This window comes from Nocardia heshunensis (genome assembly GCF_054782115.1).
Map to the genome: position 1 here is coordinate 524,624 of NZ_BAAGTC010000003.1, position 22,683 is coordinate 547,306.

Annotated in this window: 24 protein-coding genes; 12 read left to right on the forward strand and 12 right to left on the reverse strand. The window is 67.6% G+C overall.

The annotated features are described in order from the left end of the window. Positions 1-1,398, reverse strand: a complete 1,398-nt coding sequence (locus ACYVN4_RS09230) for an amidase (RefSeq protein WP_460719255.1) — start codon at positions 1,396-1,398, stop codon at positions 1-3. A 159-nt stretch (positions 1,399-1,557) separates the two neighbouring features. Between ACYVN4_RS09230 and ACYVN4_RS09235 the strand changes: the two genes are divergently transcribed. Then, positions 1,558-3,093, forward strand: a complete 1,536-nt coding sequence (locus ACYVN4_RS09235; protein WP_460719257.1) for a serine/threonine-protein kinase — start codon at positions 1,558-1,560, stop codon at positions 3,091-3,093. A 69-nt stretch (positions 3,094-3,162) separates the two neighbouring features. Here the strand turns inward: ACYVN4_RS09235 and ACYVN4_RS09240 are convergent, their stop codons facing one another. After that, positions 3,163-4,092 (reverse strand): alpha/beta fold hydrolase, encoded by a 930-nt coding sequence (locus tag ACYVN4_RS09240; RefSeq protein ID WP_460720535.1) that lies wholly within the window; start codon positions 4,090-4,092, stop codon positions 3,163-3,165. Positions 4,093-4,187: 95 nt separating this feature from the next. Between ACYVN4_RS09240 and ACYVN4_RS09245 the strand changes: the two genes are divergently transcribed. The 3 genes from ACYVN4_RS09245 to fadD8 are packed head-to-tail and all read left to right on the forward strand — an operon-like array spanning position 4,188 to position 7,936. Continuing rightward, a complete protein-coding gene (locus tag ACYVN4_RS09245) occupies positions 4,188-5,036 on the forward strand; it encodes an SDR family NAD(P)-dependent oxidoreductase (RefSeq protein WP_460719259.1) in 849 nt (282 codons plus the stop codon). 41 nt (positions 5,037-5,077) lie between these two features. Continuing rightward, complete coding sequence (locus tag ACYVN4_RS09250) at positions 5,078-6,271, forward strand: thiolase C-terminal domain-containing protein (protein WP_460719261.1); 1,194 nt, start codon at positions 5,078-5,080, stop codon at positions 6,269-6,271. Between the two features lie 57 nt (positions 6,272-6,328). Further along, complete coding sequence (gene fadD8 / locus ACYVN4_RS09255) at positions 6,329-7,936, forward strand: fatty-acid--CoA ligase FadD8 (RefSeq protein ID WP_460719263.1); 1,608 nt, start codon at positions 6,329-6,331, stop codon at positions 7,934-7,936. 19 nt (positions 7,937-7,955) lie between these two features. Here fadD8 and ACYVN4_RS09260 read toward each other — a convergent pair whose 3' ends face one another. Further along, positions 7,956-8,621, reverse strand: coding sequence for a DUF1361 domain-containing protein (locus ACYVN4_RS09260; RefSeq protein WP_460719265.1), 666 nt, complete (start codon positions 8,619-8,621; stop codon positions 7,956-7,958). 148 nt (positions 8,622-8,769) lie between these two features. Here ACYVN4_RS09260 and ACYVN4_RS09265 point away from each other — a divergent pair, with 148 nt between their 5' ends. Both ACYVN4_RS09265 and ACYVN4_RS09270 read left to right on the forward strand, forming a co-directional pair. Next, positions 8,770-9,057 (forward strand): hypothetical protein, encoded by a 288-nt coding sequence (locus ACYVN4_RS09265; RefSeq protein WP_379363328.1) that lies wholly within the window; start codon positions 8,770-8,772, stop codon positions 9,055-9,057. Next, positions 9,050-9,391 carry a hypothetical protein gene (locus tag ACYVN4_RS09270; RefSeq protein WP_460719267.1) on the forward strand — a complete coding sequence of 114 codons (342 nt, stop codon included), beginning with the start codon at positions 9,050-9,052 and terminating at the stop codon, positions 9,389-9,391. The genes ACYVN4_RS09265 and ACYVN4_RS09270 overlap by 8 nt, the downstream gene beginning before the upstream one ends. A gap of 60 nt (positions 9,392-9,451) precedes the next feature. On the opposite strand, the gene secG is transcribed toward ACYVN4_RS09270, so the two are convergent. Further along, a complete protein-coding gene (secG, locus tag ACYVN4_RS09275; RefSeq protein ID WP_033086851.1) occupies positions 9,452-9,685 on the reverse strand; it encodes a preprotein translocase subunit SecG in 234 nt (77 codons plus the stop codon). 95 nt (positions 9,686-9,780) lie between these two features. Here secG and arfB point away from each other — a divergent pair, with 95 nt between their 5' ends. Further along, a complete protein-coding gene (arfB, locus tag ACYVN4_RS09280) occupies positions 9,781-10,209 on the forward strand; it encodes an alternative ribosome rescue aminoacyl-tRNA hydrolase ArfB (RefSeq protein ID WP_460719269.1) in 429 nt (142 codons plus the stop codon). Here the strand turns inward: arfB and ACYVN4_RS09285 are convergent. Together ACYVN4_RS09285 and ACYVN4_RS09290 are read right to left on the reverse strand one after the other, a co-directional pair. Continuing rightward, on the reverse strand, positions 10,206-11,150 hold the full coding sequence (locus ACYVN4_RS09285; RefSeq protein ID WP_460719271.1) for an NADP-dependent oxidoreductase: 945 nt from the start codon (positions 11,148-11,150) through the stop codon (positions 10,206-10,208). The two genes, arfB and ACYVN4_RS09285, sit on opposite strands and share 4 nt — an antisense overlap. Before the next feature lie 90 nt (positions 11,151-11,240). After that, positions 11,241-11,840 carry a TetR/AcrR family transcriptional regulator gene (locus ACYVN4_RS09290; protein WP_460719273.1) on the reverse strand — a complete coding sequence of 200 codons (600 nt, stop codon included), beginning with the start codon at positions 11,838-11,840 and terminating at the stop codon, positions 11,241-11,243. A 26-nt stretch (positions 11,841-11,866) separates the two neighbouring features. Between ACYVN4_RS09290 and ACYVN4_RS09295 the strand changes: the two genes are divergently transcribed. Beyond that, entirely contained in the window at positions 11,867-12,607 is a 741-nt protein-coding gene (locus ACYVN4_RS09295) for an SDR family oxidoreductase (protein WP_460719275.1), read from the forward strand. Between the two features lie 174 nt (positions 12,608-12,781). Here the strand turns inward: ACYVN4_RS09295 and ACYVN4_RS09300 are convergent, their stop codons facing one another. The 5 genes from ACYVN4_RS09300 to ACYVN4_RS09320 all read right to left on the reverse strand — a co-directional run bounded on the left by ACYVN4_RS09300 (position 12,782) and on the right by ACYVN4_RS09320 (position 16,512). Continuing rightward, the gene (locus tag ACYVN4_RS09300; RefSeq protein WP_460719277.1) at positions 12,782-14,062 is read right to left on the reverse strand and encodes an NB-ARC domain-containing protein; all 1,281 of its coding nucleotides are present in this window, start codon (positions 14,060-14,062) and stop codon (positions 12,782-12,784) included. After that, complete coding sequence (locus ACYVN4_RS09305; RefSeq protein ID WP_460719279.1) at positions 14,059-14,376, reverse strand: PadR family transcriptional regulator; 318 nt, start codon at positions 14,374-14,376, stop codon at positions 14,059-14,061. The genes ACYVN4_RS09300 and ACYVN4_RS09305 overlap by 4 nt, the downstream gene beginning before the upstream one ends. Positions 14,377-14,545: 169 nt before the next feature. After that, positions 14,546-15,355 (reverse strand): MerR family transcriptional regulator, encoded by an 810-nt coding sequence (locus ACYVN4_RS09310; protein WP_460719281.1) that lies wholly within the window; start codon positions 15,353-15,355, stop codon positions 14,546-14,548. A 19-nt stretch (positions 15,356-15,374) separates the two neighbouring features. Continuing rightward, entirely contained in the window at positions 15,375-15,842 is a 468-nt protein-coding gene (locus ACYVN4_RS09315; RefSeq protein WP_460719283.1) for a VOC family protein, read from the reverse strand. A 34-nt stretch (positions 15,843-15,876) separates the two neighbouring features. After that, positions 15,877-16,512: a TetR/AcrR family transcriptional regulator gene (locus ACYVN4_RS09320; protein WP_460719285.1), complete on the reverse strand. Its 636-nt coding sequence runs from the start codon at positions 16,510-16,512 to the stop codon at positions 15,877-15,879. A gap of 169 nt (positions 16,513-16,681) precedes the next feature. Here ACYVN4_RS09320 and ACYVN4_RS09325 point away from each other — a divergent pair, with 169 nt between their 5' ends. Together ACYVN4_RS09325 and ACYVN4_RS09330 are read left to right on the forward strand one after the other, a co-directional pair. Then, the gene (locus ACYVN4_RS09325; RefSeq protein WP_460719287.1) at positions 16,682-18,085 is read left to right on the forward strand and encodes a lipase family protein; all 1,404 of its coding nucleotides are present in this window, start codon (positions 16,682-16,684) and stop codon (positions 18,083-18,085) included. Between the two features lie 19 nt (positions 18,086-18,104). Further along, complete coding sequence (locus tag ACYVN4_RS09330) at positions 18,105-18,881, forward strand: META domain-containing protein (RefSeq protein ID WP_460719289.1); 777 nt, start codon at positions 18,105-18,107, stop codon at positions 18,879-18,881. Between the two features lie 46 nt (positions 18,882-18,927). Here ACYVN4_RS09330 and ACYVN4_RS09335 read toward each other — a convergent pair whose 3' ends face one another. Further along, the gene (locus ACYVN4_RS09335; RefSeq protein WP_460719291.1) at positions 18,928-19,362 is read right to left on the reverse strand and encodes a TIGR03667 family PPOX class F420-dependent oxidoreductase; all 435 of its coding nucleotides are present in this window, start codon (positions 19,360-19,362) and stop codon (positions 18,928-18,930) included. Positions 19,363-19,778: 416 nt separating this feature from the next. Between ACYVN4_RS09335 and ACYVN4_RS09340 the strand changes: the two genes are divergently transcribed. Then, complete coding sequence (locus ACYVN4_RS09340) at positions 19,779-20,333, forward strand: 3'-5' exonuclease (RefSeq protein WP_460719293.1); 555 nt, start codon at positions 19,779-19,781, stop codon at positions 20,331-20,333. A 103-nt stretch (positions 20,334-20,436) separates the two neighbouring features. Further along, a complete protein-coding gene (locus ACYVN4_RS09345) occupies positions 20,437-22,683 on the forward strand; it encodes a thiamine pyrophosphate-dependent enzyme (RefSeq protein ID WP_460720536.1) in 2,247 nt (748 codons plus the stop codon).

Below are 22,683 nucleotides of genomic sequence, written 5' to 3' on the forward strand. Positions count from 1 at the left end.
TCAGTCCTGGATACGCCGGAACGGGCGCGCCGCCTCCAGGGCGTAGCCCAGTTCCAGCAGGGTGCGTTCGTCGCCGTGGGCCGCGGAGAACATCATGCCGATCGGCATTCCGGTGGCGGACGCACCCATCGGCAGGGAAAGAGCCGGTGCGCCGGTCACATTCGCCAACGGGGTGTAGGTGACGTAGGCCAGCAGGCGTTCGAAGACCTCGTCGAAGGGCCGCTCGGGGCTCAGGTAGCCCAGGTGCGGGGTCAGCGACGCCAACACCGGGGACACCACCAGTTCGACATCACGGAAGGAGGCGGCGTAGGCGTGACGGATGCGCGAAAGGCGATACAGCACACCGGGTGCGCGCAACGCCGAACCCTTGAAGCGACCGCCCAGTCCCCGAGTGAACGGGTCCAGGCGCGACGGATCGAAAGAGCGGTCGAAGCTCAGCTTGCCGGTAATGCCGAGCAGGAACGCCAGCATGGCCCAGTAGGTCGCGAAGTCGTCGGCGAAACCTCGGTCCACCGGATAGGCGATGGGCCGCACCTCGTGGCCGAGGCTTTCCAGCAGGGCGACGGTGTCATCGAGAGTGGCGCGGATCTGCGGATCCAGGGGTGCGCCGGTGATGGGTTCGGTGAGCACACCGACGCGCAGTCGGCGGTTGGCAGCACCCTCCACAAGCCCGACCGGCGGCAGGTCTGGATTGCGCCAGAACCGTTCGGCCGCAGCGAAATACGTGGCGGTATCGCGGACAGTACGGGTCAGCACGCCTTCGGAGACCAGGTTGATCGGCATCGACCGAGCCTGCGGCCCGTCGATATGACGGCCACGCGTCGGCTTCAACCCGACCAGCCCGCAGCACGCGGCCGGAATACGAATGGACCCGCCACCGTCATTGCCGTGCGCGATCGGCACCACCCCGGCCGCCACCAACGCCGCCGACCCGCCCGAGGAAGCTCCCGACGAAAACCCGGTATCCCACGGATTCCGCGTCGGCGCTGCCCCAACGAATTCGGTGGTCGCGTTCAACCCGAACTCGGGCAGGGTCGACTTGCCGATCACGGTCAAACCGGTACTCAGCAGTTGTTTCGTGTACGGCCCATCAGCTTTCGCGGCCCGCGCGCGCCAGGCAGCACTACCGTGCTGGGTCGGCAAGCCCGCCAGATCGGTGTTGTCCTTGACGTACGTCGGCACCCCGAACAGCAACGCGTCCCGGTCGACCGGAATCCGAGGCGAATCCGGTTCCGTCACAATCGCGTTCAGCTCCGGGTTCACCCGGGTGGCGCGTTCCCGTGCCGCCTTGGCGACCTCGGCGACGCCGAGCTCGCCCCGGCGGATCAGCTCGGCGATCGCGACACCGTCGTGCTCACCGAGGGCATCATCGGTGAAGGCGTGAACTCGTATCGCCATGACCGGCCTCCTCATCGAATGCGTGCACCCCGACTGCTGCCGACCCTACACAAACTGGACGAGTGAACAGAAGGATTGGCGGGCCGCGGCCACCGGTTCAGGCCGGACCGGACCGGAGGAAACCCTGCGCCCGCCGCCGTGACCGGCGAAACTGTGCGCATGGTGCTGGTACCGGGGGCGGACTTCGCCGGGTTCACGATCGAAGAACTCTTGGGCCGAGGCGGAATGGGCGAGGTCTACCGTGCCCGCCATCCCCGCTTGCCGCGCCGGGTGGCGGTGAAGGTGCTCACCGAGATCGCCGCCCAGGACGAGTCCTTCCGGCAGCGCTTCGACCGTGAGGCCGATCTCGCGGCCCGCACCAACCACCGCAATATCGTCACCGTCTACGACCGCGGCATCGAGTCCGGCCGTCCGTGGATCTGTATGGAGTACGTTCCCGGCAGCGACCTGTCGGCCCTGCTGCGGCGCAACCGGTCCGGCCTGCCGGTCGAACAGGCCGTCTACGTTCTCGCCGAGGCGGCCGCCGGTCTCGATCACGCCCACCGGCAGGGCCTGCTGCATCGCGACATCAAACCCGCCAATATCCTGCTGGCGGCCGGTGATCCGGGCGAACGTGACCGAGTCTTGCTCTCGGACTTCGGCATCGCCCGCAGCGTCGACGAATCCACGGGTCTGACCAGCACCGGCGCCTTCGTCGCCACGATCGCCTACGCAGCGCCGGAAACCTTCACCGGCGATACGGTCGACGCACGCGGGGACTTCTACTCCCTGGGCGTGACCTTCTTCGAAATGCTCACCGGCACAGTCCCCTACCGCCGCGCCACCCCCGCCGCCGTGATGCACGCCCACCTCTACGACCCCATTCCCGCCGTCGCCGACCTACGCCCGGACCTCCCCGCCGCCCTCACCCCGATCCTGACCCGCGCCCTGGCCAAAAGCCCCTCCCAGCGCTACCTCACCGCCCGTGAATTCGCCGACGCCGTCGCCGCAGCAGCATTCCACACCCCCGCCCCGCCTCCTCCCCCACGCGCCCCACGCGCACCGCACTCCGATTTCCGTTCCCAGCCAACCCAACCCGCACGCTCACCCGCCAGCCCGACCGACCAGGCCGCCGATCTCACGCCACGACCGACCCGCTCGGGCGCGACGCCGATTTCTTCCGCCGCGCCCAGCGGGGGCGGATCGCATCGCCAGCGCTGGATCGGGCTCGGCACGCTTGCCGCCGTGGTGGTGGCTGTCGGTGGATTCCTCCTGGCTTACAACAACGTTCGCTCCGGCTACTTCGTCGGCACCGACAACGCTTACGTCGTAGTGCTGCGCGGTCGGCCGGACACCTTTCTCGGATTGACGATTCGCGAGGTCGATCAGCGGGCGTGCGTCACGACCGGTGGCGAGCTGACGTTGTCGGACTCGGCGAGTTCATTTCCCGACGGCTGCTTCACCTTGACGGTGTCGGACCTGCAGTCGGGTGCCCAGAACAGGGTGAACGCGGGCTTGCCTACGGGCAGCCGTGACAGCGCCATCGAGCAGTTGCGGACCCTTGTCGCCTCGGAGTTGCTGCCGGTGTGTGCGAGCGCCACCCCGCCGGCGGAACCACCCACGACCAGCGTGACACCGACCGCGCCGCCCCTGGGCTCGCCCGCTACCTCGATCGCGCCGGTGTCGCCGGGTGTGAACTGCCGGACAGCCAACTGAATTCGACGGCCGCGATCATGACCGGACGGTCGATACCGCCGCCCGGCCGCGATCACATCAGGGGCGGGCTCAGGCGGTCAGGCCGAGGCTCTTCAAGTTGTTCAGCAGGAAGGCGTTGACCGCGTCGGGGCGTTCGAGTTGGACGAGGTGGCCGGCCTTGGGGATTTCCACCACGTCGCGGAGGTCGGTGACGTTGGCTCGGAGGGTGGCGAGGGGGTCTCGGCCGCTGAAACCTTCCATGTCGGGGTCGTTTTCGCCGTAGAGGAAGAAGGTGGGGACTTCCACCTTGGCGTCGGCGTAGGGGGCGGTGAGTTCCCAGTTGCGGTCGAGGTTGCGGTACCAGTTGAGGCCGCCGGTGAAGCCGGTGCGTTCGAAATCGGCGGCGAGGGTGTCGAATTCGGCCTGGGTGAGCCACGGCCAGGGCAGGGCGGGGGCTTGCGGGAGGGCGTCGAGGTAGCCGATGCCGGGTGGGTTCTTCCAGGTGTCGAGGTAGTGGTAGTCGCCGGAGAGGGAGTAGTAGACGCGGGCGAGGAAGCCGCGGGGGTCGGCGGCGAGTTCGGCGTCGGCGATGCCGGGTTCCTGGAAGTAGGACAGGTGTAGGAAGTGGCGTTCGGCCGCGCGGGTCCAGAACGCGGAGGGGGCCTTGGGTGGGCGGGGGGCGAACGGGTTGTTCAGGACCATGGCCGCGGCGACTCTTTCGGGCTTGCGCAGGCTCAGTTCCCAGACGAGTTGCGCACCGAAATCGAGGCCGACGAAGACCGCTTTGGCCGCGCCGATGTCGTCGAGCAACGCCATGAGGTCGCCGATGACGGCCTCGTTGGTGTAGGCCGCGGGGTCCTCGGGGGCGTCGGTGCGGCCGTATCCGCGCAGGTCGGGGGCCAGGGCGCGATACCCGGCGGCGGCCAGGGCGTCGAGCTGGTGATGCCACATGAACCAGGTGTGCGGGAACCCGTGACAGAAGACGACCGGGTAGCCCTCCCCCGTGTCCGCGACGTGCATGCGGACCTCTCCGGTGTCGATCGTCCGATGTGTCAGTTCCACTCCGCCTCCAATTTCTAGAACACGTTCCTATTTCAAGGTAATGTCCAGAGGTCGTGAGCGAAATACCCAAGATTCTCGCCGGAAAAGTCGCCGTGGTGACCGGCGCCAGCCGTGGCATCGGCAAGGGCATCGCCCTGGAGCTGGGCGCGGCCGGGGCGACCGTGTACGTCACCGGGCGCACCGTCACGGCCGGACACCTACCGGGCACGGTGTCGGCGACCGCCGCCGAGATCGACGAACTCGGCGGGACCGGGATCGCGGTGGTGTGCGATCACCGCGACGACGCCGCGGTGGAGAAACTCTTCGCCCAGATCCGCGACGAGCAGGGCCGCCTGGACGTGCTGGTCAACAACGTCTACGACGCGCCGGGCTCGGCACGCTGGATCGGACGCAAGTTCTGGGAGGTGCCACCCAAAGCGTGGGACGCGGGCTTCGATATCGGGGTGCGATCGCATTACGTGGCAAGCGTTTACGCCGCACCGCTGATCATCGAGTCGCAGGGCCTGATCGTGAGCGTGTCCTCGCCGGGCGCGATCCGCCAGATGCACAACGCCGTCTACGGCGTCGGCAAGGCGGCGGTGGACCGGCTCACCGCCGATATGGCCCACGATCTCGACGGCACCGGTGCGACGGCGGTCTCGATCTGGCCGGGCATCGTGAATACCGAACTGCTGCAGATGGTTCCGCCCGACAAGGACGGCCGCCGCCTCGTCACCCTGCCCGGCGAGGGCACCTACGACCTCGATCAGGCCGAGACCCCGCGCTTCCCCGGCCGCGCCGTGGTCGCCCTGGCTACGGACCCGAATCGCCTGGCGCGCACCGGAAAAGCCTGGAAGGTCGCCGACCTCGCCGAGTCCTACGGCTTCACCGACCTCGACGGCCGCATCCCGCGCGCCGACTAGACATCGAATTACGTTCCCGAAGAACAGGAGTGGACAACCCTATGCGACGCGTTTTCGTCGTCGGCGTGAACATGACGCCGTTCGTCAAGATCGGTTCCCGCGAGTGGACCTACCCGGAGATGGTCGCCGAGGCGGTCAACGGTGCGCTCAAGGACGCGGGTGTCACCTACGACCAGGTGCAGCGCGCGGCCGTCGGCTACGTCTTCCAGCCCTCCGCGGCCGGACAGCGGGCGCTTTACGACATCGGCCTGACCGGTATCCCGATCGTGAACGTGAACAACAACTGCGCGACCGGTTCCACCGCGCTCATGTTCGCCCGCGAATGGGTCGCGGCGGGCATCACCGATGTGGCCCTGGCGGTCGGGTTCGAGCAGATGACCAAGGAGGCGATGGCCGGTCCGGCCACCAAGCCCAAGGTCACCACCGTGGACGCGCACCTGAAGGTCAACCGGGAGCACTTCGAGTTCTCCGCGGCCCCGATCACCACCCAGTTCTTCGGCAACGCGGCGATCGAGCACATGCAGCGCTACGGCACCACCCCCGAGCAGTTGGCGGCGGTGGCGGTCAAGAACCACCAGCACTCCACGCGAAACCCCCTCGCGCAGTTCCAGGATGCCTACACTCTCGAGCAGGTGCTGGGTGACAAGCCGGTGCACGGGCCGCTGACGCGGTCGCAGTGCTCGCCCATGTCCGACGGTGCGGCCGCGGCGGTCGTGGTGAGCGAGGAGTTCGTGAAGGCGCACGGTCTCGAGGCGCAGGCCATCGAAATCCTGGCGCAGGAGCTGGCCACCGATGACGGCAACTCCTTCTCCACCGGGTCCATGATCGACGTGGTGGGTGCGCCCATGACGCGGGCCGCGTCCTCGAAGGTGTTCTCGCGCGCGGGAATCGGCGTCGCGGATGTCGATGTGATCGAGTTGCACGACTGCTTCTCCATCAACGAGCTCATCACCTACGAGGCGCTGGGCCTGTGCGGCGAGGGCGAATCCGGTGCGCTGGTGGAGTCGGGTGCGACGACCTACGGCGGCACCTGGGTGGTCAACCCGTCGGGCGGCCTGATCTCCAAGGGCCACCCGCTCGGCGCGACCGGGCTGGCGCAGTGCACCGAATTGAGCTGGCAGCTGCGCGGACTCGCGGGCGAACGCCAGGTCGCGGGCGCGCGCACGGCCCTCGCGCACAACCTCGGCCTGGGCGGCGCGGTCGTCGTCACCCTCTACGGCGCCAACACCCTGTGACACAAGGGGGTTCGGGGGCTCGGCCCTCGAACCCCTCTCCGGATAGAGGAGGAAACCATGACCACATTCGACGCCGACACCATGCTGCGGCTGCCGGTCCACAACGGGCACGCGCTGGTCGCGGGTCTCAAGCGGCACAAGAACCGTCCGGTGCTGACCCTGGGCGACCACATCCTCACCGGCGGTGAGGTTTTGGACGGGATGAGCCGCTACATCGACGCCTTCGCCGAGCACGGCGTCACCACCGGCACGCCGGTAGGGGTGCTCGCGCTCAACCGGCCCGAGGTGCTGTTCACCATCGGCGCCGGGCAGATCGTGGGCTCGCGGCGCACCGCGCTGCACCCGATCGGCGGCCTCGACGATCACGCGTATGTGCTTGCCGACGCTGGCATTTCGACGCTCATCCTGGATCCGGTGCCCGCGTTCGTGCAGCGCGCCCGTGACCTGGTCGACATGGTGCCGGGCCTGACCAAGATCCTGGTGCTGGGTCCGGTGCCCGAGCTGCTGGCCGATTGCGGCGTCGATATTCTGGCCACCGCCGACAAGTACGAGCCGCGCGAGGTGAAGGCGGTCGAGCTGCTGCCTTCGGATGTGATCTCGATCAGCTACACCGGCGGCACCACCGGCAAGCCCAAGGGTGTCGTCGGTACCGCGCTGACCATGAACACGATGACGCAGATCCAGCTGTCGGAGTGGGAGTGGCCGCGGCATCCGAAGTTCCTGATCTGCACGCCGCTCTCGCACGCGGGTGCGGCGTTCTTCCTGCCGACGGTGCTGCTGGGCGGGCAGTGCGTGGTGCTGCCGCGCTTCGACGCCGCAGAAGTGCTGCGCGCCATCGAGGAACACAAGATCTCCTCGACCATGCTGGTGCCGTCCATGCTGTACGCGCTGCTGGATCACCCGGATTCACACACCCGGGATCTGTCCTCGCTCGAGACCGTCTACTACGGTGCGGCCGCGATCGACCCGAATCGGTTGCAGGAGGCCATCGATCGCTTCGGGCCGATCTTCGCGCAGTACTTCGGGCAGTCCGAAGCGCCGATGGCGATCAGCTACCTGGCCAAGGACGAGCACGACAAGGAGCGGCTCACCTCCTGCGGGCGGCCGTCGACGGCCGTGCGCGTGGCGCTGCTGGATCCCGAGGACAATCAGGTCGCCCAGGGTGAGGTCGGCGAGATCTGTGTCTCCGGACCGCTGTTGGCGGCCGGGTACCTGAATCTGCCCGAGGTCACCGCGGACACGTTCAAGAACGGGTGGCTGCGCACGGGCGATCTGGCCCGGCAGGACGAGGACGGGTTCCTGTTCATCGTCGGCCGTTCCAAGGACATGGTCGTCACCGGCGGGTTCAATGTGTTCCCGCGCGAGGTGGAAGACGTTGTGTCCGAACACCCGAAGGTGCTCACAGTCGCGGTGGTCGGGGTGCCGGACGCGCACTGGGGCGAGGCCGTCACCGCGGTGCTGGTGCTGGATGCCGATACCGCCGCCGACGCGGCCGCGATCGAGGTGGTCACCGCCGAGATCCAGGCGGCGGTCAAGCAGCGCAAGGGTTCGGTGCAGGTGCCCAAGCATGTCCTCGTGATCGAGGAGCTGCCGTTGACCGGGCTGGGCAAGCCGGACAAGAAGGCGATTCGGGTGCTCGCCGCCGAGCGCCTCGGCCTGGCCTGATAACCGCGAGGGCGCTCGGTTAGGCGAACTTGCGGGTTCGCAGTAGCTGAGCGCCCTTGCGGAAGGCGTCCACCCCGGATTCGATGACCGCGCGGGTCACGAAGTGCCCCACCGCCGTTGCCACGAACATGGCCGTGATCACCACCGGCGCCCAGTGCCAGCTCAAGGCCAGCATCATCCGATCGAGGGTGCCACGCGGCTGCACCACCGGCTCCCAGCTGTTCAAGCGCACCCAACGGCCCAGGAAAACGCCTATCGCGCACAGCAAGTGGACTGTCAGTCGCGCCGGGAAGCGCCATACGCCCAGTCCGCGCGCGGTCAGGAACCGGTCCAGCTCGGCTAGCACCAGGTAGTAGGCCACGAAGCCGGAGATGATGAACGCCCCGTACACGGGCAGAATCGTCGTCACCACCGGGCCGTTGCCCGCGGCGCGGATGTCGTCGCGCAGGTGCACCAGATCGGTCACCACGTACGGCGCGTTCGGCAGAAACAACAGCAGCAGCGCCACCCCGCCCCAGCGGAAGGGCGACAGCGACAGCCCGCGTTCGTCCTCGGGTTCGCCGCGGAACACCAGCAGTGCCAAAGCCACCGGGATCCAAGCCAATACGGTGTTCCACACCATCCAGAGCAAATCTCGGTCCAGCACTCCCGCGAGGCTCGGCGCGACCGTCTTCACCGGGTCCATTCGTTCATGATGCAGACCGATAGCCACGCCGTCACGCGGTCGCCCGCACCTTCACCGAATCCACACATTTCGCCCGCTCGGGCGGCGTTTTCGAGAAACCCTGGTCGACAGGTGGCGACCAGCTGTTTTACGATCGTATTATGCGGCCGTGGGATATGAGATTCCCGAGTGGGCCCTGGACGTCGCGGACCGACTCGGCATTGCGCCCGAGGAGATCATGCGGGTCCTGACCGGTCCGGGCCGACGCTGGCCGCGGTCGGTGCGCGGGACGGGTGGACTACCCGCCCTCATGATCATCGGCCGCACCGGCGGCGGGCAGCCGCTGGCGGTGGTGGTACGACCGCTGTCGCAGTGGGACCAGCAGGTTGTCGGCGTCACGCCGGTGACGGGCCGGCTCCTCGCCCAGTTCGAACAATGGGAGGCGGACCATGAATGACTATCCCGACCACGGCTACCCGCACACGGCCGACGAAGCCCGGGATTTCCTCGCGAATCTGACCTTCGACGAGGACGGCCCCGAACCCGACCTCCCCGGTCCCGACACCCCCGTCACCGTGTTGCGCACCGTGCGGTTGCCGTATGCCATGGATCAGCGCATTCGCGCCGAAGCCGACCATCGCGGGGTGAGCATGTCGGATCTGATCCGGGACTTCCTGACCATCGAACTGGCCGCCCTCGACGACGACACCCCCATCAGCCGCGCCGATGCCCGCCGCGCGCTCAGTGCCGCCCTGGCCAATCTGTCACCGCTGCACCGCAACCCCGCCTGAACACGACGAATCGCCCGGGCACCTGAAGGGTGCCCGGGCGATTACAGGAACGTGGGAGCTTTAGGCGAACTTGATCTCGAGGCCGATACCGAGGATCGAGATGAGCCAGATCAGGCCGAGGAAGATGGTGATTCGATCGAGATTCTTCTCCACCACCGTCGATCCCGACAGGCTCGACTGCACGCCACCACCGAAGAGGCTGGACAGACCTCCGCCCTTGGCGCGGTGCAACAGCACCAGCAGCACCAGCAGCACGCTGGTGATAACGAGGAGGATATCCAGGAACATCCGCATGGCCGACAGTGTATGCGGTTGGTACCGCAGTACCCGAATCAGGCCACGATGTGGGATAGCGACGGGGCTCGGCGGATGAGAGAGAACGGCGGATCATGGCACAGGACCTGACGGTGACACGGACGTTGGTGATACCCGCGTCCGAGTTGCGCGAGCGGTTCTCCCGCTCGTCGGGTCCGGGCGGACAGCACGTCAACACCACCGACAGCCGGGTCGAACTGTCCTTCGACCTCGCCAACTCCCCGTCCGTGCCGGAGTGGCTGCGCGCCCGCATGCTCGACCGCCTCGCCACCCGACTGGTCAACGGGGTCCTCACCATCGTGGCCTCGGAGCAGCGGGCTCAACTGCAGAACCGCGCCGCCGCCCGCGACCGCCTGGCCGCCCTCCTGCGCGACGCCGCAGCCGCCCCGCCCCCGGTTCGCCGCGCCACCAAGCCCTCCCGCGGTGCGAAGGAACGCCGCATCGCCGAGAAGAAGCGGCGCGGCATCACCAAACGCAACCGCCGCGCCTCCCCCGACGACTAGAGATCGACGACAACCTTGCCCTTCACACGGCGACCGGCCTGCAGCTCTACCGCGGCGCGGATCTGTTCGATCGGAAAGTTCGCGGCGATCGGGACCCGAAGTCGGCCGCCCGCAACCAGATCGGCCAGTTCTTCCAGCGCGCCGGGAGCGGCGTTGGCGCCGTTGGCCGGGGTGATCCCGTCGATCTGGGTGGCGATGGTGGTGATGCGGGCGTCGGCGACGCCGAGTGCCCTTGCGGCGTGCACTGTTTCGGTGCCGAAGAGATCGATCGCGGCGGTGATGCCGTCGGGGGCGAGGTCCCGGACCCGCTCTTCCAAGCCATCGCCATAGGCGACCGGCTCGGCTCCCAGATCGCGCAGGTAATCCGCAGATGCCGCCGATCCCGTCCCGATCACCCGCGCCCCGGCAAGCCGGGCCAGCTGGACCGCGAATACCCCGACTCCACCTCCAGCGCCGCCGATCAGCACGGTGTCGCCCGGTCCGGGGTCGACGACGGCCAAAGCGGCCGAGGCCGTTCGTCCGGCGATGGTGAGGGTGGCGGCGGTGCGGTCATCGACGCCTTCGGGCGTGTGGTGGGCTTCATCGGCCGCGGTAGCGGAGCTCGCATCGATCACCACATAGTCCGCGACCGCGCGCGACAGGGCACCCCCGAATACGCGGTCCCCCAGCGCGAACCCGCTCACCCCGGCACCAACCTGGTCAACGAGTCCCGCGTAATCGGTCCCGAATCCAACCGGCAGCCTCAACCCGAACCGCCCCGCGGTGTCCGCATCGGCGGTAATGACCCAATCCATCGGATTCAGCCCCGCGGCGCTGACCCGCACCCGCAACTGCCCGGGTCCCGCCTCCGGAATGGGAACCTCGCGCACATTCAACACGTCCGATCCGCCGAACGAATCGAGTTGGACTGCGCGGCTTCGGTTTTCGCTTCGTGTCTGCATACTGGTCTGCCTCCCGGTAGAGGGAACACCGATGCGAACTATCGTTCCGCTCGCTGGTGCGACTCTAACTACCCATCCGTCACAACGGGCTCAGGCGGGGGCGCGGAGACCGTCGATGAGGATCGAGAGCAGCCGTGGACCACGTGCGTCGAGTTCGGCGTCGTCCAGTCGCGACAGCCAGCTGATCAGCACGATAACGTCGCGGGCCTCGGCGTCGGCGCGGATGCTGTAGTCGGCGCGACCGGCGGCCAACAGCAGTTCGATCGCGTCGCCGATCGGGCCGAGGCTGTGGGCGGCGAGGTCACTCCACGTCGATGCTTCGAAGGCGGCGAACACGTCGCGCTTGACCCGCGCGTAGGCGGCGACTCGGTCGAACCATGCCGCCAGGGCATCGAGTGGCGGGTGCATTGCCAGCAGGCGCGGCGCCTCGGTGACCAGCTCGTCCACCTCGTGGCGGTACACCTCGGCGAGCAGGTCCTCGCGGGTCGGAAAGTGCCGGTACAGCGTGCCCTGTCCGATACCGCAGGCCTTGGCGACCGCGTTGAGTTTCAGCTCGCCGGGCTCGTGCACGAGATCGCGGGCGGCTTGCAGGATCAATTCGCGGTTGCGTTGCGCGTCGGCACGGCGCGCTCCGCCACTCTTGACAGAAGCGGACACATGTCCGCTAAGGTCGTCGGGGTAAACGGACATGTGTCCACTATAGCCGGAGGGCCCTCATGACCATTCGAGGCAAAGTCGTCGCCATCACCGGCGCCAGCAGCGGCATCGGTGAAGCCACCGCCCGCCACCTCGCCGACCTCGGCGCGGTCGTCGTGCTCGGCGCGCGTCGCACCGATCGACTGGACCGGCTGGTCACCGAGATCGAAGCCGCGGGCGGGCAAGCGGCCGCGGTCCGCGTGGACGTCACCGATCCCGAGGACCTCCGATCGCTGGTCACCGTCGCCGTCGAGCGTTTCGGCAGGCTGGACGTCTTGGTGGGCAACGCCGGGGTCAGCAGCATCAGCCCCGTCGCCGACCTGGACACCAAGGGCTGGTCGGCCATGATCGACGTGAATCTCAAGGGCATCCTGCACGGGATCGCCGCGGCCCTGCCGGTGTTCCGCCGTCAGGGCAGTGGCCACCTCGTCACCGTCGTCTCGACCTCGGGCCTGAAAATCGTTCCCACCCAAGCGGTTTACGCGGGAACCAAGAACGCGGTACGCACCCTGCTCGAGGGCCTACGACAGGAGAGCACCGACGGCACCCTACGAACGACATCGATCTCCCCCGGCTACGTCCGCACCGAACTGATCGACAACGCCGTCGACGACCCAACCGCGCGCGCCCAGGCCCAACAGCACATGGCCACCCTCGGCCTCGACCCCCTATCGGTAGCTCGCGCAATCGCCTTCACCATCGACCAACCCGACGACGTCGAAATCGGAGACCTCACCATCCGCCCCACCCGCCAGGGCTGAGCGGTCAGTTCCGGAGGCAGTGTGGGCGCAGCCGCCCAAGCCTGCACTATCGAAGATCAGGGAGCTCTCGCTGCAGAATTTTGTCCGCTTCCCATCGCTGACAGGTCTGCACAGGTTGCCAGCTCGGGGCCCACCGAGCACAGGCTGGCGAGCTGTCTGGCAGCTGAATGAATGTCAGATGCCAGGTTCGATGGCAGCTAGTTCGTGGCCGTAGATGCGAATTAGATCGTGCAATGCGTATCGGCTGGGGTCGGGTTCTTGCAGAAGGCCGTAGGCGCGCAATGATTTCAGCTCCTGCTTTGCCTCGTCTATCGACACATCCGCCAGGCGCGCAGCGAAAGTGGCGTCAATGACGGAAGCGGAATACAAGCTCAATCGAAGGAATATCATCTGCTGTAGTGGCGACAATTGCCGGTACTTCAGGTCGAACGCGGCACGCACCGGCCCCGCAGTGCTGGAATGTCCGGCGGCCTGGTACCTCTCGGCTGCCAACAAGTCAGCCAACTCATCGAGGGTCCATGATGGATGCTCGGCGAGGCATCTGGCTGCAATGCTGATCGCTAATGGTATTTCGCCGCACAGCTCTACGATCTTCGCAACGGTCGGGCGGGCGGCTTCGAGATCGATAGCTCGGCCAGCGTGAGCGCAAAACATCTCGATTGCCGAGGCTCTGGTTAGGACTTCCAGTGTGACGACCGCCGCGCCTTCTTCGAATGCTTTTGCGCGGCTGGTTACGAGCGCCATGCAATGGCCCTCATGAGGCAGGAGCGGATCAAGGTATGTCCCATCGCCCGAATCATCCAACACCAGCAGAATTCGCTTGTCGACCAGCATTTTCCGCCAAAGCTCCTGGCGCCCTTGCAGAGTTCGCGGTACACGACGCTGTTTGACCCCGAGCCCGCTCAAAAGCCCACCCAGCGTATCCATGATCTCGGATGCCCTACTGTGGGGGCCGCTTCCCTGGAGCTTTACATAAAACTGCCCATCAGGAAATTTGGGGGCCAAGCGATGAGCAGCTTCCACAGCGAACGCAGTCTTGCCGACTCCGGCCACGCCCTGGATGGTCACAACCGGTACAACCCGCCCGGGTTCCGCCGCGCGGAGGATGGACAGCATGGCAGCTTCTCTCGGGACGGTCATAGTGGGCCCATGCGGCAGCCTGAAGTAATCGGTGCGTTTGCGCCCGGCATGACGTCGCCTCAAAAAGGCGGCCGTGGCTGTCGCTCTCAGCGCGATGCCCTCGAACAATGCTGTTTCGAGCTGCTCGAACACCCAGAACGGTCGATTCCAGCGGGGCACCACGTACAGCTCTGCGATCAGCTCACGCCGCCGAGCGTCTTCACGGGGATACAGCAAGACCACGACGCGCAGGAGAAACCCCGGTGCGAAGCCGTAGACACAGAGAACGAGAACCAAAGCCCGCCAGTCGGTAACAGTATCCAGAAGTTCCTTCACGCCAGCCCCTCCGCGAGGTTCGGAATGCCGACGAAGCGCCGCTCGGATCGCGCCGCTGCAAGGATGGCGCCCAGTTCCACGCCACCTTTGGCGGTCAGCGTGTAATACCGGCGCACCGGTCGCACGCCACCCGTCTCAGTGACGTCCTCCCAGCCATCGGCAAGCCACCCATCATTGAGCATGCGGCGCAGAATTGGATACAAGACCCCCGAGCGAACCCCGGATTCCTGCGATAGCGCATAGCCCCAATGCCTTTCCGAGGGGGCACGCATCAACGCCACGGCGACTTGCACCAGCGAATGCGTTGTCCTCATAGCTCGTAGTCTACATAGGTGCCAACCGCCGAGGAAGGGCTCGGCTTGCCAACCTCTGAGCAATCGTTGGCATCCCGAACTGGCCCCACCGCGCCAGAATGCTGTGGCGCAGAGCCCTTCCCGACGTTTGCCGCATGAAGGCATGCTCGACGGGTCGAGCCGGCAGGGTTCAGAACGAGTGGTGGATGTAGTGCAGGAGGGCGTCGCGGACGAAGGTGGCGGGGGTGGGGCCGCCGTAGGCGGCTGAGTAGGTGGGGTCGTCGGCGTAGAGGTGGGCTAGGCCGGTGAGCATGGCGCGGGGGCGGTCGCGGTCGCCGTCGGCGAGGGGGGTGCCGGGGATGGCGCGGAGCCAGTCGGTGTGGCGGGCGGCGAGGGCTTGGGCGGCGGCCGAGTCGGGGGTGTGGCCTTGTTTCCACGTCTCGACCCAGGCGGCGATGAGGTTGTCGGTGTCTTGTTTCCAGGTGCGTTGTTCGGCAAGGGATTTGGTGTGCCACCAGGTGTTGCTGGCGGTGTAGGCGGCTTCGCCCCAGCGGGCGATCACCTCGTCGCGGTAGGGGTCGTTGAAGCCTTCGAGCATCATCTGCAGGGAGCCTTCGGAAGCGGCGGGGGTGTCGAGGCGGTGGCGTAGGGCTTGGATGCGGGTGTCGAGGCGGGCGCGTTCGGCCTCGAGTAGGCGCAGGTGTGCGCGTAGGGCCTCGTCTTCGTGGGGTTCGGTGGGCTCGGCGACTTCGTCGCCATCGATGGCTCGGTCACTCGGATCGCTTGCGCGGTCGAGGATTTCGGCGATGACGGGGAGGCTCAGGCCCAGGTCACGCAGGAGGAGGATGCGTTGTAGGCGGGTGACGGAGGCGGTGTTGTAGTAGCGGTAGCCGTTGTGACCGATGCGGGTGGGTGGGAGTAGGCCGATGTCGTCGTAGTGGCGCAGGGTGCGGCTGGTGATGCCGGCACTGTCGGCCAATTGCGCGATTGTCCACTCCACGAAGCCCTCCCGGAGGTGTTCAGTTCTTGCCGGTCCAGTCGCCTTCGAAGGTTGCGGCCCATTGTTTCGCCTGCTCCATGTCGGCTTCGCGGGGCGCGGTGAGGATGATGCGGTTGCCGTCGGGATCGTCGATGGTGACATCGCTGGTGAACCAGGGTGTGTCCGTTGGTCCTTCGATGGTGGCGTCGGCAAAGCCGCTGGCGTGCAAGGTTTTCGCGAGTGCGGCCAGGTCCTCGCCGCCCGCGGCGAAGCTGACGGTGGTGCCGGGTGTGGCGTCGCCGGGGACCAGCAGCAGGTCCTGGTATTTCATGCGACGCAGGTGCACGACCGCGGGGGTGCCGCCGGGGCCGGGGATGGTGGCCAGGGCGATGAATCCGATCGCCTCGTAGAACGCGGTGGCCGCCGCGATGTCGCGCACGCGGAAGTTGGCGAACATGGGCATGGGGTAGATGGTCCGGTCGATGGCCGGGATCGTGTTCTCGCTCATGGCCTCGACGCTAGGAGTTGACGTAGCGGCAAGGTCAACTCTCCGGGGCGGGAGTCGCGGTGTGGGCGGAGTAGACGGCGAGCATGTCTTCGACCAGGCGCAGGACCGACGCGTCAAGGTCGGGGCGGGCGTAGACGCCGCGGACCACGGCTTCGCCGGAGAAGACGTGCAGGAGCATGAAGAACAACGGTTCGCGGACGTGGGCGGGGAAGTCGGCGAGCAGGCCGGTGCGTTCGAGGGTGGCCACGATCTCGCGGTAGTAGTTTTCCGCGATGGGGGCGATGCGTTCGCGTAGCTCGGTGTCGGAGCGGGCGGCCAGGAAGATCTCGCGCAGCGCGTGGGTGAGGTTGGACTGCTGGGCGTGGCGCAGGTAGCGCAGCGCGACATCGAGTGGATTGTCTTGGGCACCAAGGTGTTCCATGGTCACCGAGTAGCCGATGAGCTGGCGGTCGAAGACCTCCTCGGCGGTGCGCACGATCAGGTCGAGGCGGGTGTCGAACTGGCGGAACATGGCGCCGGCCGACAGTCCGGCGCGTCCGCAGATCTCCTGCACGGTGGTGCGTTGATAGCCGACCTCTCCGATGGCCGCGATGGTCGCGTCGACCAGCTTGGCCACGGTGGCTGCCCGGCGCTCCTGTTGGGTGCGCCGCGGGCGGGAAACTTCACTCACGAGCGACCATCCTGCCCGCTGCGGGGCGGGCAGCAAACATCCGGCCCGACGTGACCGTTGACACACCGCATTCACAGACCATATTGTCTGGGCCAGTCACTTAGAAAACAATCGCTTCCTAACTTAGGGGCGGGTGCTCGGCCGCCGCAGCGGCCCGGAGGAGTTCGATATGACAGGCGGGACCAGGACGATCGCCCAGGCGTGCGCGGCGGTCGTGACCGGGCTGACCGTGGCGGTGTGCCCGGCGGTGACCGGGTCGGCCGCAGCGGATCCGGTCGTGGTGCAACCGGCGCTGCCGTTCCCGACCCCGCCCGCGCCGCCGTATCTGGATCCCGGCTTCTACCAACCCGATCCGGCGCGGGTCGCCGCGGCGGCACCCGGGGAGATCCTCGCGGCACGGCAGGTGAATCTGGCGAATGTGTGGCTGCTGCCGCTCAATGCGAACGCCTGGCAACTGTCCTACCGCAGCACCAATACCCGCGGGGAACCGATCGCGGCGGTGGCCACGCTGGTGGTGCCGCATCGCGCCGCGCCGAGCGGGCAGCGCGGGCTGGTGTCGTTCCAGATGGCCGAGGATTCGCTCTCGGTCAACTGCGCGCCGTCCTATTCGCTGCAGATGGGGTCGCTGCCCAATCCGCTCAATCCGGTGATCCCGGCGGAGTTCGTCGAGGTGCAGGCCATGCTGCAACTCGGGCACGCGGTGGTGATCCCCGATCACGAGGGCCCGAACGCGGCGTACGCGGTCGGGCCACTGGGCGGGCGCATCACCCTCGACGGGATCCGTGCCGCCGAAGGCTTCGATCCGGCGGGGCTGCCCGGCACCGACACCCGCGTCACTATGTGGGGGTATTCCGGCGGCGCGATCCCGACCGCGCACGCCGCCGAACTCCAGCCGAGCTACGCGCCGGAGATCAATCTGGTCGGGTCGGCGTCCGGCGGGCTGATGGCCGATATCCGCACCGCGATCGACTACAACAACGGCACCTCCACCTTCGGCGGCGCGGTGACGGGCGGCCTGTTCGGGGTGGCACGGGAATACCCGCAGGTGAACCAATTCATCGACGAGCACATGAACCCGCTGGGCAAAGCGGTGCGGCTGGTGCACGAAAACCAGTGCGTGGCTTTGCAGTTCGCGGCATTCCCGTTCGTGAACATCAAGGGCTTGTTCGACTATCCGGGAGATCCGATGCAGGCGCCGGAAATGCAGCCCGTCCTCGACGAACTCAGCCTGGGCCATCGAGGCACGCCGACCGCGCCGCTGTACATCTACGAGGGCACCTTCGACGAGGTGATGCCGCTCAACGCGGTCGACAACACCTACGACATCTACTGCAAGGACCCCAACGCGCGCGTGCAGTACACCCGCGACCTGTTCGCCGAGCATGGCATCGCCGCGGTGTCGGGCACGGCCAGCGCGGCGATGTGGCTCAACGACCGACTCAACGGCATCCCCGCCCCCGAGGGCTGCCACAACCGCGACGTGTATTCGGAGTTCCTGGACCCGGGCGCGATCGGCACCTTCGTCACTGCGATCGGGCAGACGCTCGCGTCGGCGCTCGGGATGCCGGTGTAGTCGCCGTACGATCGGCGTCATGCCAGCAACTCGCGCAGGGGTTCTGCTCGCACTCTCCGTGCTCGCCGCCGGATGCTCGGCCACCGGCAGTGAGTCCGGGACCCCGTCGACGGCGCTCATGGGTCATTCCTTCGTCTCGACCGCGGTGTCGGGCACCGCGATCCCCGGCGGCGGTCCGCTCACCCTGAGCTTCACCGACGGCCGTATCAGCGCCACCGCCGGATGCAACACCATGACCGGACCCGTTGACCTGCAAGGCAATACGTTGCAGGTCGGTGAGCTGGCCTCCACCCTGATGGCGTGCCCGGGCGATACGGCGGGCGCGGACGGCTGGCAGGACGGGCTGCTGCGCTCGCAGCCCACCTGGACGCTGGTCGGCGACACCCTGACCTTGAAGGGCAACGGTTCGACGGTGACCATGCTCGACCGCAAGGCCGCCCACCCGGACAAGCCGCTGACCGACACCACCTGGATCGTCACCGCCCTGCTGCGCCCCGACGCCGAGGTCCGCTCCGCCGCCCTCGACGAGGTCCGCCCCGCGCTGACCATCTCCCCCGACGGCAAGATCTCCGGCAGCGCGGGCTGCAACAGCATGACCGGCACCGCCGCCATCGACGGCGACGAGGTCACCTTCCAGATCGCCACCACCCGTATGGCCTGCGACCCGGCGGCCATGGAGGTCGAAACGCAGGTCCTGCAAGCCCTCGACGGAAAGACCAAGGCCACCATCGACTCCGACGAGTTGACGCTGCGCAACACCGGCAACAACACCGGTCTCAAACTGCGCGCGGAGTGAGCCGGTCGGCCGACTGAGTCGCTCCTGGCACGGTCACACAGAACCCTCAGAACCCGCGCAGCCGGTCGGGGGTGATGCGGACCGTGGCCGCGTAGTCGGCGAAGAACTGGTCCCTGGTCATGCCGATATCGACCAGGCCCTCGGTGTACTTCGCCACGAATGCATCCAGCTCGCTCTCGTCGGCACCGCCCTGGTCGATGCGCGCGGTTCCGGTGAGGACGACTACCGCGCCGCCGGTGGCGTTGGTGTTGAAGTTCAGCGAAACGTGGGGTTCGGCGGCGATATTGCGTAGCTTCGGCGTCCCGGGCTGCGTGAAGAGCAGGAACTCACCCTTCGTCCACAGGAACCACACCGGGTTGGGCTGCGGCACTCCGGCCGGGGTGACCGTGGTCAACCAGATGATCCGCTCCCGCTCCAGGCGGTCGGCCACCTGCACGCCGAAATCGGTGGTGGTATCGATGAGCAGCGAGGAACTGGGCATACCGTCTCCCGGTGGGGGTAGTGATCGAACAGGTCCGTCTGTGCTGAACAGTCCACTGCCCGTTCGTATTCCACCGTGCGGTGATGAGCGCACCCACCATCGCGCGCCTGTGGCGCGGCTGCCGCGACACGCCGCCTACTTCTCGTGATACATGTACCAAACTGCCAGGGAGGCAACGATTGTCACCAGCAAGGCCAGTAACGCGAGCACCGGGTTGAACGGATAGACCGAGTTCGCCGAATTCATTGCGTACCCCCACCGTGGGCAGGAAACAGTACATGAAGTACCGCGCCTTCGATTGTGACCCACCGTGGCCACCACCGATACCGGTTCCGCCGATCGCATCCCGGCACCGCTGCGCGGCGGGGCGAAAATCGTTGTCGCGTCGGGCCGCACGCGCGCTAGCGTGCCGCCTCATGGAAAGCAATTATCTGAATGTGGTGGATGTGGAGGCCACCTGCTGGGAGGGGCGCAATCCGCCGGGGCAGCCCAACGAGATCATCGAGATCGGGCTGTGTGTGCTCGATCTGCGGACGCGGGAGCGGGTGAGCAGGCACAGTATCTTGGTGCGGCCCGAGCATTCACAGGTCAGTGAGTTCTGTACGCGGTTGACGACATTGACGCCCGAGCAGGTGGCGGGCGGGGTGACGTTCGCCGAGGCGTGCGCGTTGCTGCGCAGCGAGTTCCGGGCGGATTCGCGGCCGTGGGCGAGCTGGGGCGACTACGACCGCAAACAGTTCGCGGCGCAGTGCACCGGCACGGGGACGGCGTATCCGTTCGGCAGTCGCCACACCAATGCCAAGCGGGTGTTCTCCGAGGCGCGCGGATCGCGACGCGGGTTCGGGATGGCGGGTGCGTTGCGGGAGGCGGGGCTGCCGTTGGAGGGCACCCATCATCGCGGCGGGGACGATGCCTGGAACATCGCGGCCCTGATCGCCGACATGCTGGACAAGGACCTCTGGCCGGGGTGATCGCGGCCGGGTCGGGTGGACTGGCCGAGGGATCGGAAGTTGCCGTGGATAGCGCCGTTTCACAACTACGCTGACACCCCGGCGTACGCGACATATGGGACATATGGGAGGCGTCATCAACGACCGGGAAGCGGATCTGGACCAGTGGTTTCGCGCGGAAGTGGCCGCGACGACGCCGGGACCCACCCGCCCAGCACACGAACCCCTCGACGCCACCGGCCTCACCGGAACCCGCTGCCTGGAACTGTTCGACGCCCAGGCCGCCTCCCGCCACCTCGATCTCGCCGCGCGGCGACTGACCCGGGAAGGCCACGGCTACTACAGCATCGGCTCCTCCGGCCACGAGGGCAACGTCGCGGTGGCCGCGGCGCTGCGGGTCACCGATCCGGCGCTGCTGCACTACCGCTCGGGCGCGTTCTTCGTGCACCGCACCCGCCAGGTCCCCGGCCTCGACCCCATCCGCGATGTCATGCTCGGGGTCGCCGCCGCGGCCGCGGACCCGATTTCCGGTGGGCGACACAAGGTTTTCGGCAGCAAACCCGCCCACATCATCCCGCAGACCTCCACCATCGCCTCGCATCTGCCGCGCGCGGTCGGCCTCGCCTTCGCCATCGAACGCGCCGCCCACCTGCGCCTGGATTGTGAATGGCCCGGCGACGCGGTGGTGGTGTGCAGCTTCGGCGACGCCTCGGCCAACCACTCCACCGCGACCGGGGCCATCAATACCGCCGTGCACACCGCGCATCAGGGCGTGCCGATGCCGATCCTGTTCGTGTGCGAGGACAACGGGATCGGCATCAGCGTGCCCACCCCGCGCACCTGGATCGCCCAGGCCTACGGCTCCCGACCGGGCCTGGCGTTCTTCGACGCCGACGGCAGCGACCTGCCCGCCGCCCTCGCCACGGCCACCCAGGCCGCCGAATACGTACGCACACACCGCAAACCGGCCTTCCTGCGCCTGCGCACGGTACGCCTGCTCGGGCACGCGGGCTCGGATGTGGAATCGGCCTACCGCCGTCCGGCCGAGATCGCCGCCGACCTGCGCCGCGATCCCGTCACCGCCACCGCGCGGCTGCTCGTCGCCAGCGGGGTGCTCACCCCCGCCGAGATGAGCCGACGCTACGACGAGATCGGCGAGCAGGTCGCCGCGGCCGCCGAAAGCGCCTGGAACGAACCGAAATTGACGACCACCGCCGCGGTCCTGGCACCGCTGGCACCGGCCCGGCCGACCGTGGTGCGCACCGACACGCTGCGCGGCGAACGCAACGGTAACGGCGCGTCGGAGACCACGAATACGACTGCCGGACAGTCCGTTCCGGCGGGCGAGGCACTCACACTGGCGCAGGCGCTCAATCAGACCCTGGCGCACTTGCTGACCCGCGACCCGGACGTGCTGGTCTTCGGCGAGGATGTCGGCCGCAAGGGCGGCGTCTACGGCGTCACCAAGGGCTTGCAGCAAAGCTTCGGTGTCCGAAGGGTTTTCGACACGCTGCTCGACGAGCAGAGCGTACTGGGCACCGCGCTCGGGGCGGCCCTCGCGGGGTTCGTGCCGATCCCGGAGATCCAGTACCTGGCGTATGTGCACAATGCCGAGGACCAGTTGCGCGGGGAGGCGGCCACGCTGTCGTTCTTCTCCGGGGGCCGTTACCGCAACCCACTGGTGGTGCGCATCGCCGGGCTCGCCTATCAGAAGGGTTTCGGCGGGCACTTCCATAACGACAATTCCGTTGCCGCGCTGCGGGATATCCCCGGCGTGGTGCTCGCCGTCCCGTCTCGCGCCGACGATGCCGCGGCCATGCTGCGCACCTGTGTGTCGGCCGCGCGCGTGGACGGGCGGGTGTGCGTGTTCCTCGAACCGATCGCGCTGTATCACACCCGCGACCTGTATCGCGCCGGTGACGGCGGCTGGCTGGCCCCGATTTCCGGTGTGCGCCATGCCGATATCGGCCGCGCCCGGGTGCACGGGACCGGCGCGCATCTGACCATCGTCAGCTTCGCCAACGGCGTGCCCATGAGCCTGCGGGTGGCGCGAAGGCTGGCGAGCCACGGTATTCACGCCCGGGTGCTGGATCTGCGCTGGCTGGCCCCGCTGCCGGTGGAGGATCTCCTGGACCACGCGCGGGCGACCGGGCGGGTGCTCATCGCGGATGAAACCCGCCGCAGCGGTGGCGTTTCCGAGGCGGTGTGCACGGCCCTGCTGGATGCCGGATTCGATGGACCGCTGGCGCGGGTGACCAGCGCCGACAGTTTCGTGCCACTGGGTCCGGCGGCAGCGACCGTGCTGCTGGATGAGGCGGCCATCGAGGCCGCCGCTCGAACGCTGCTGGCTGCGCCCGCGGCCCGGAAATAG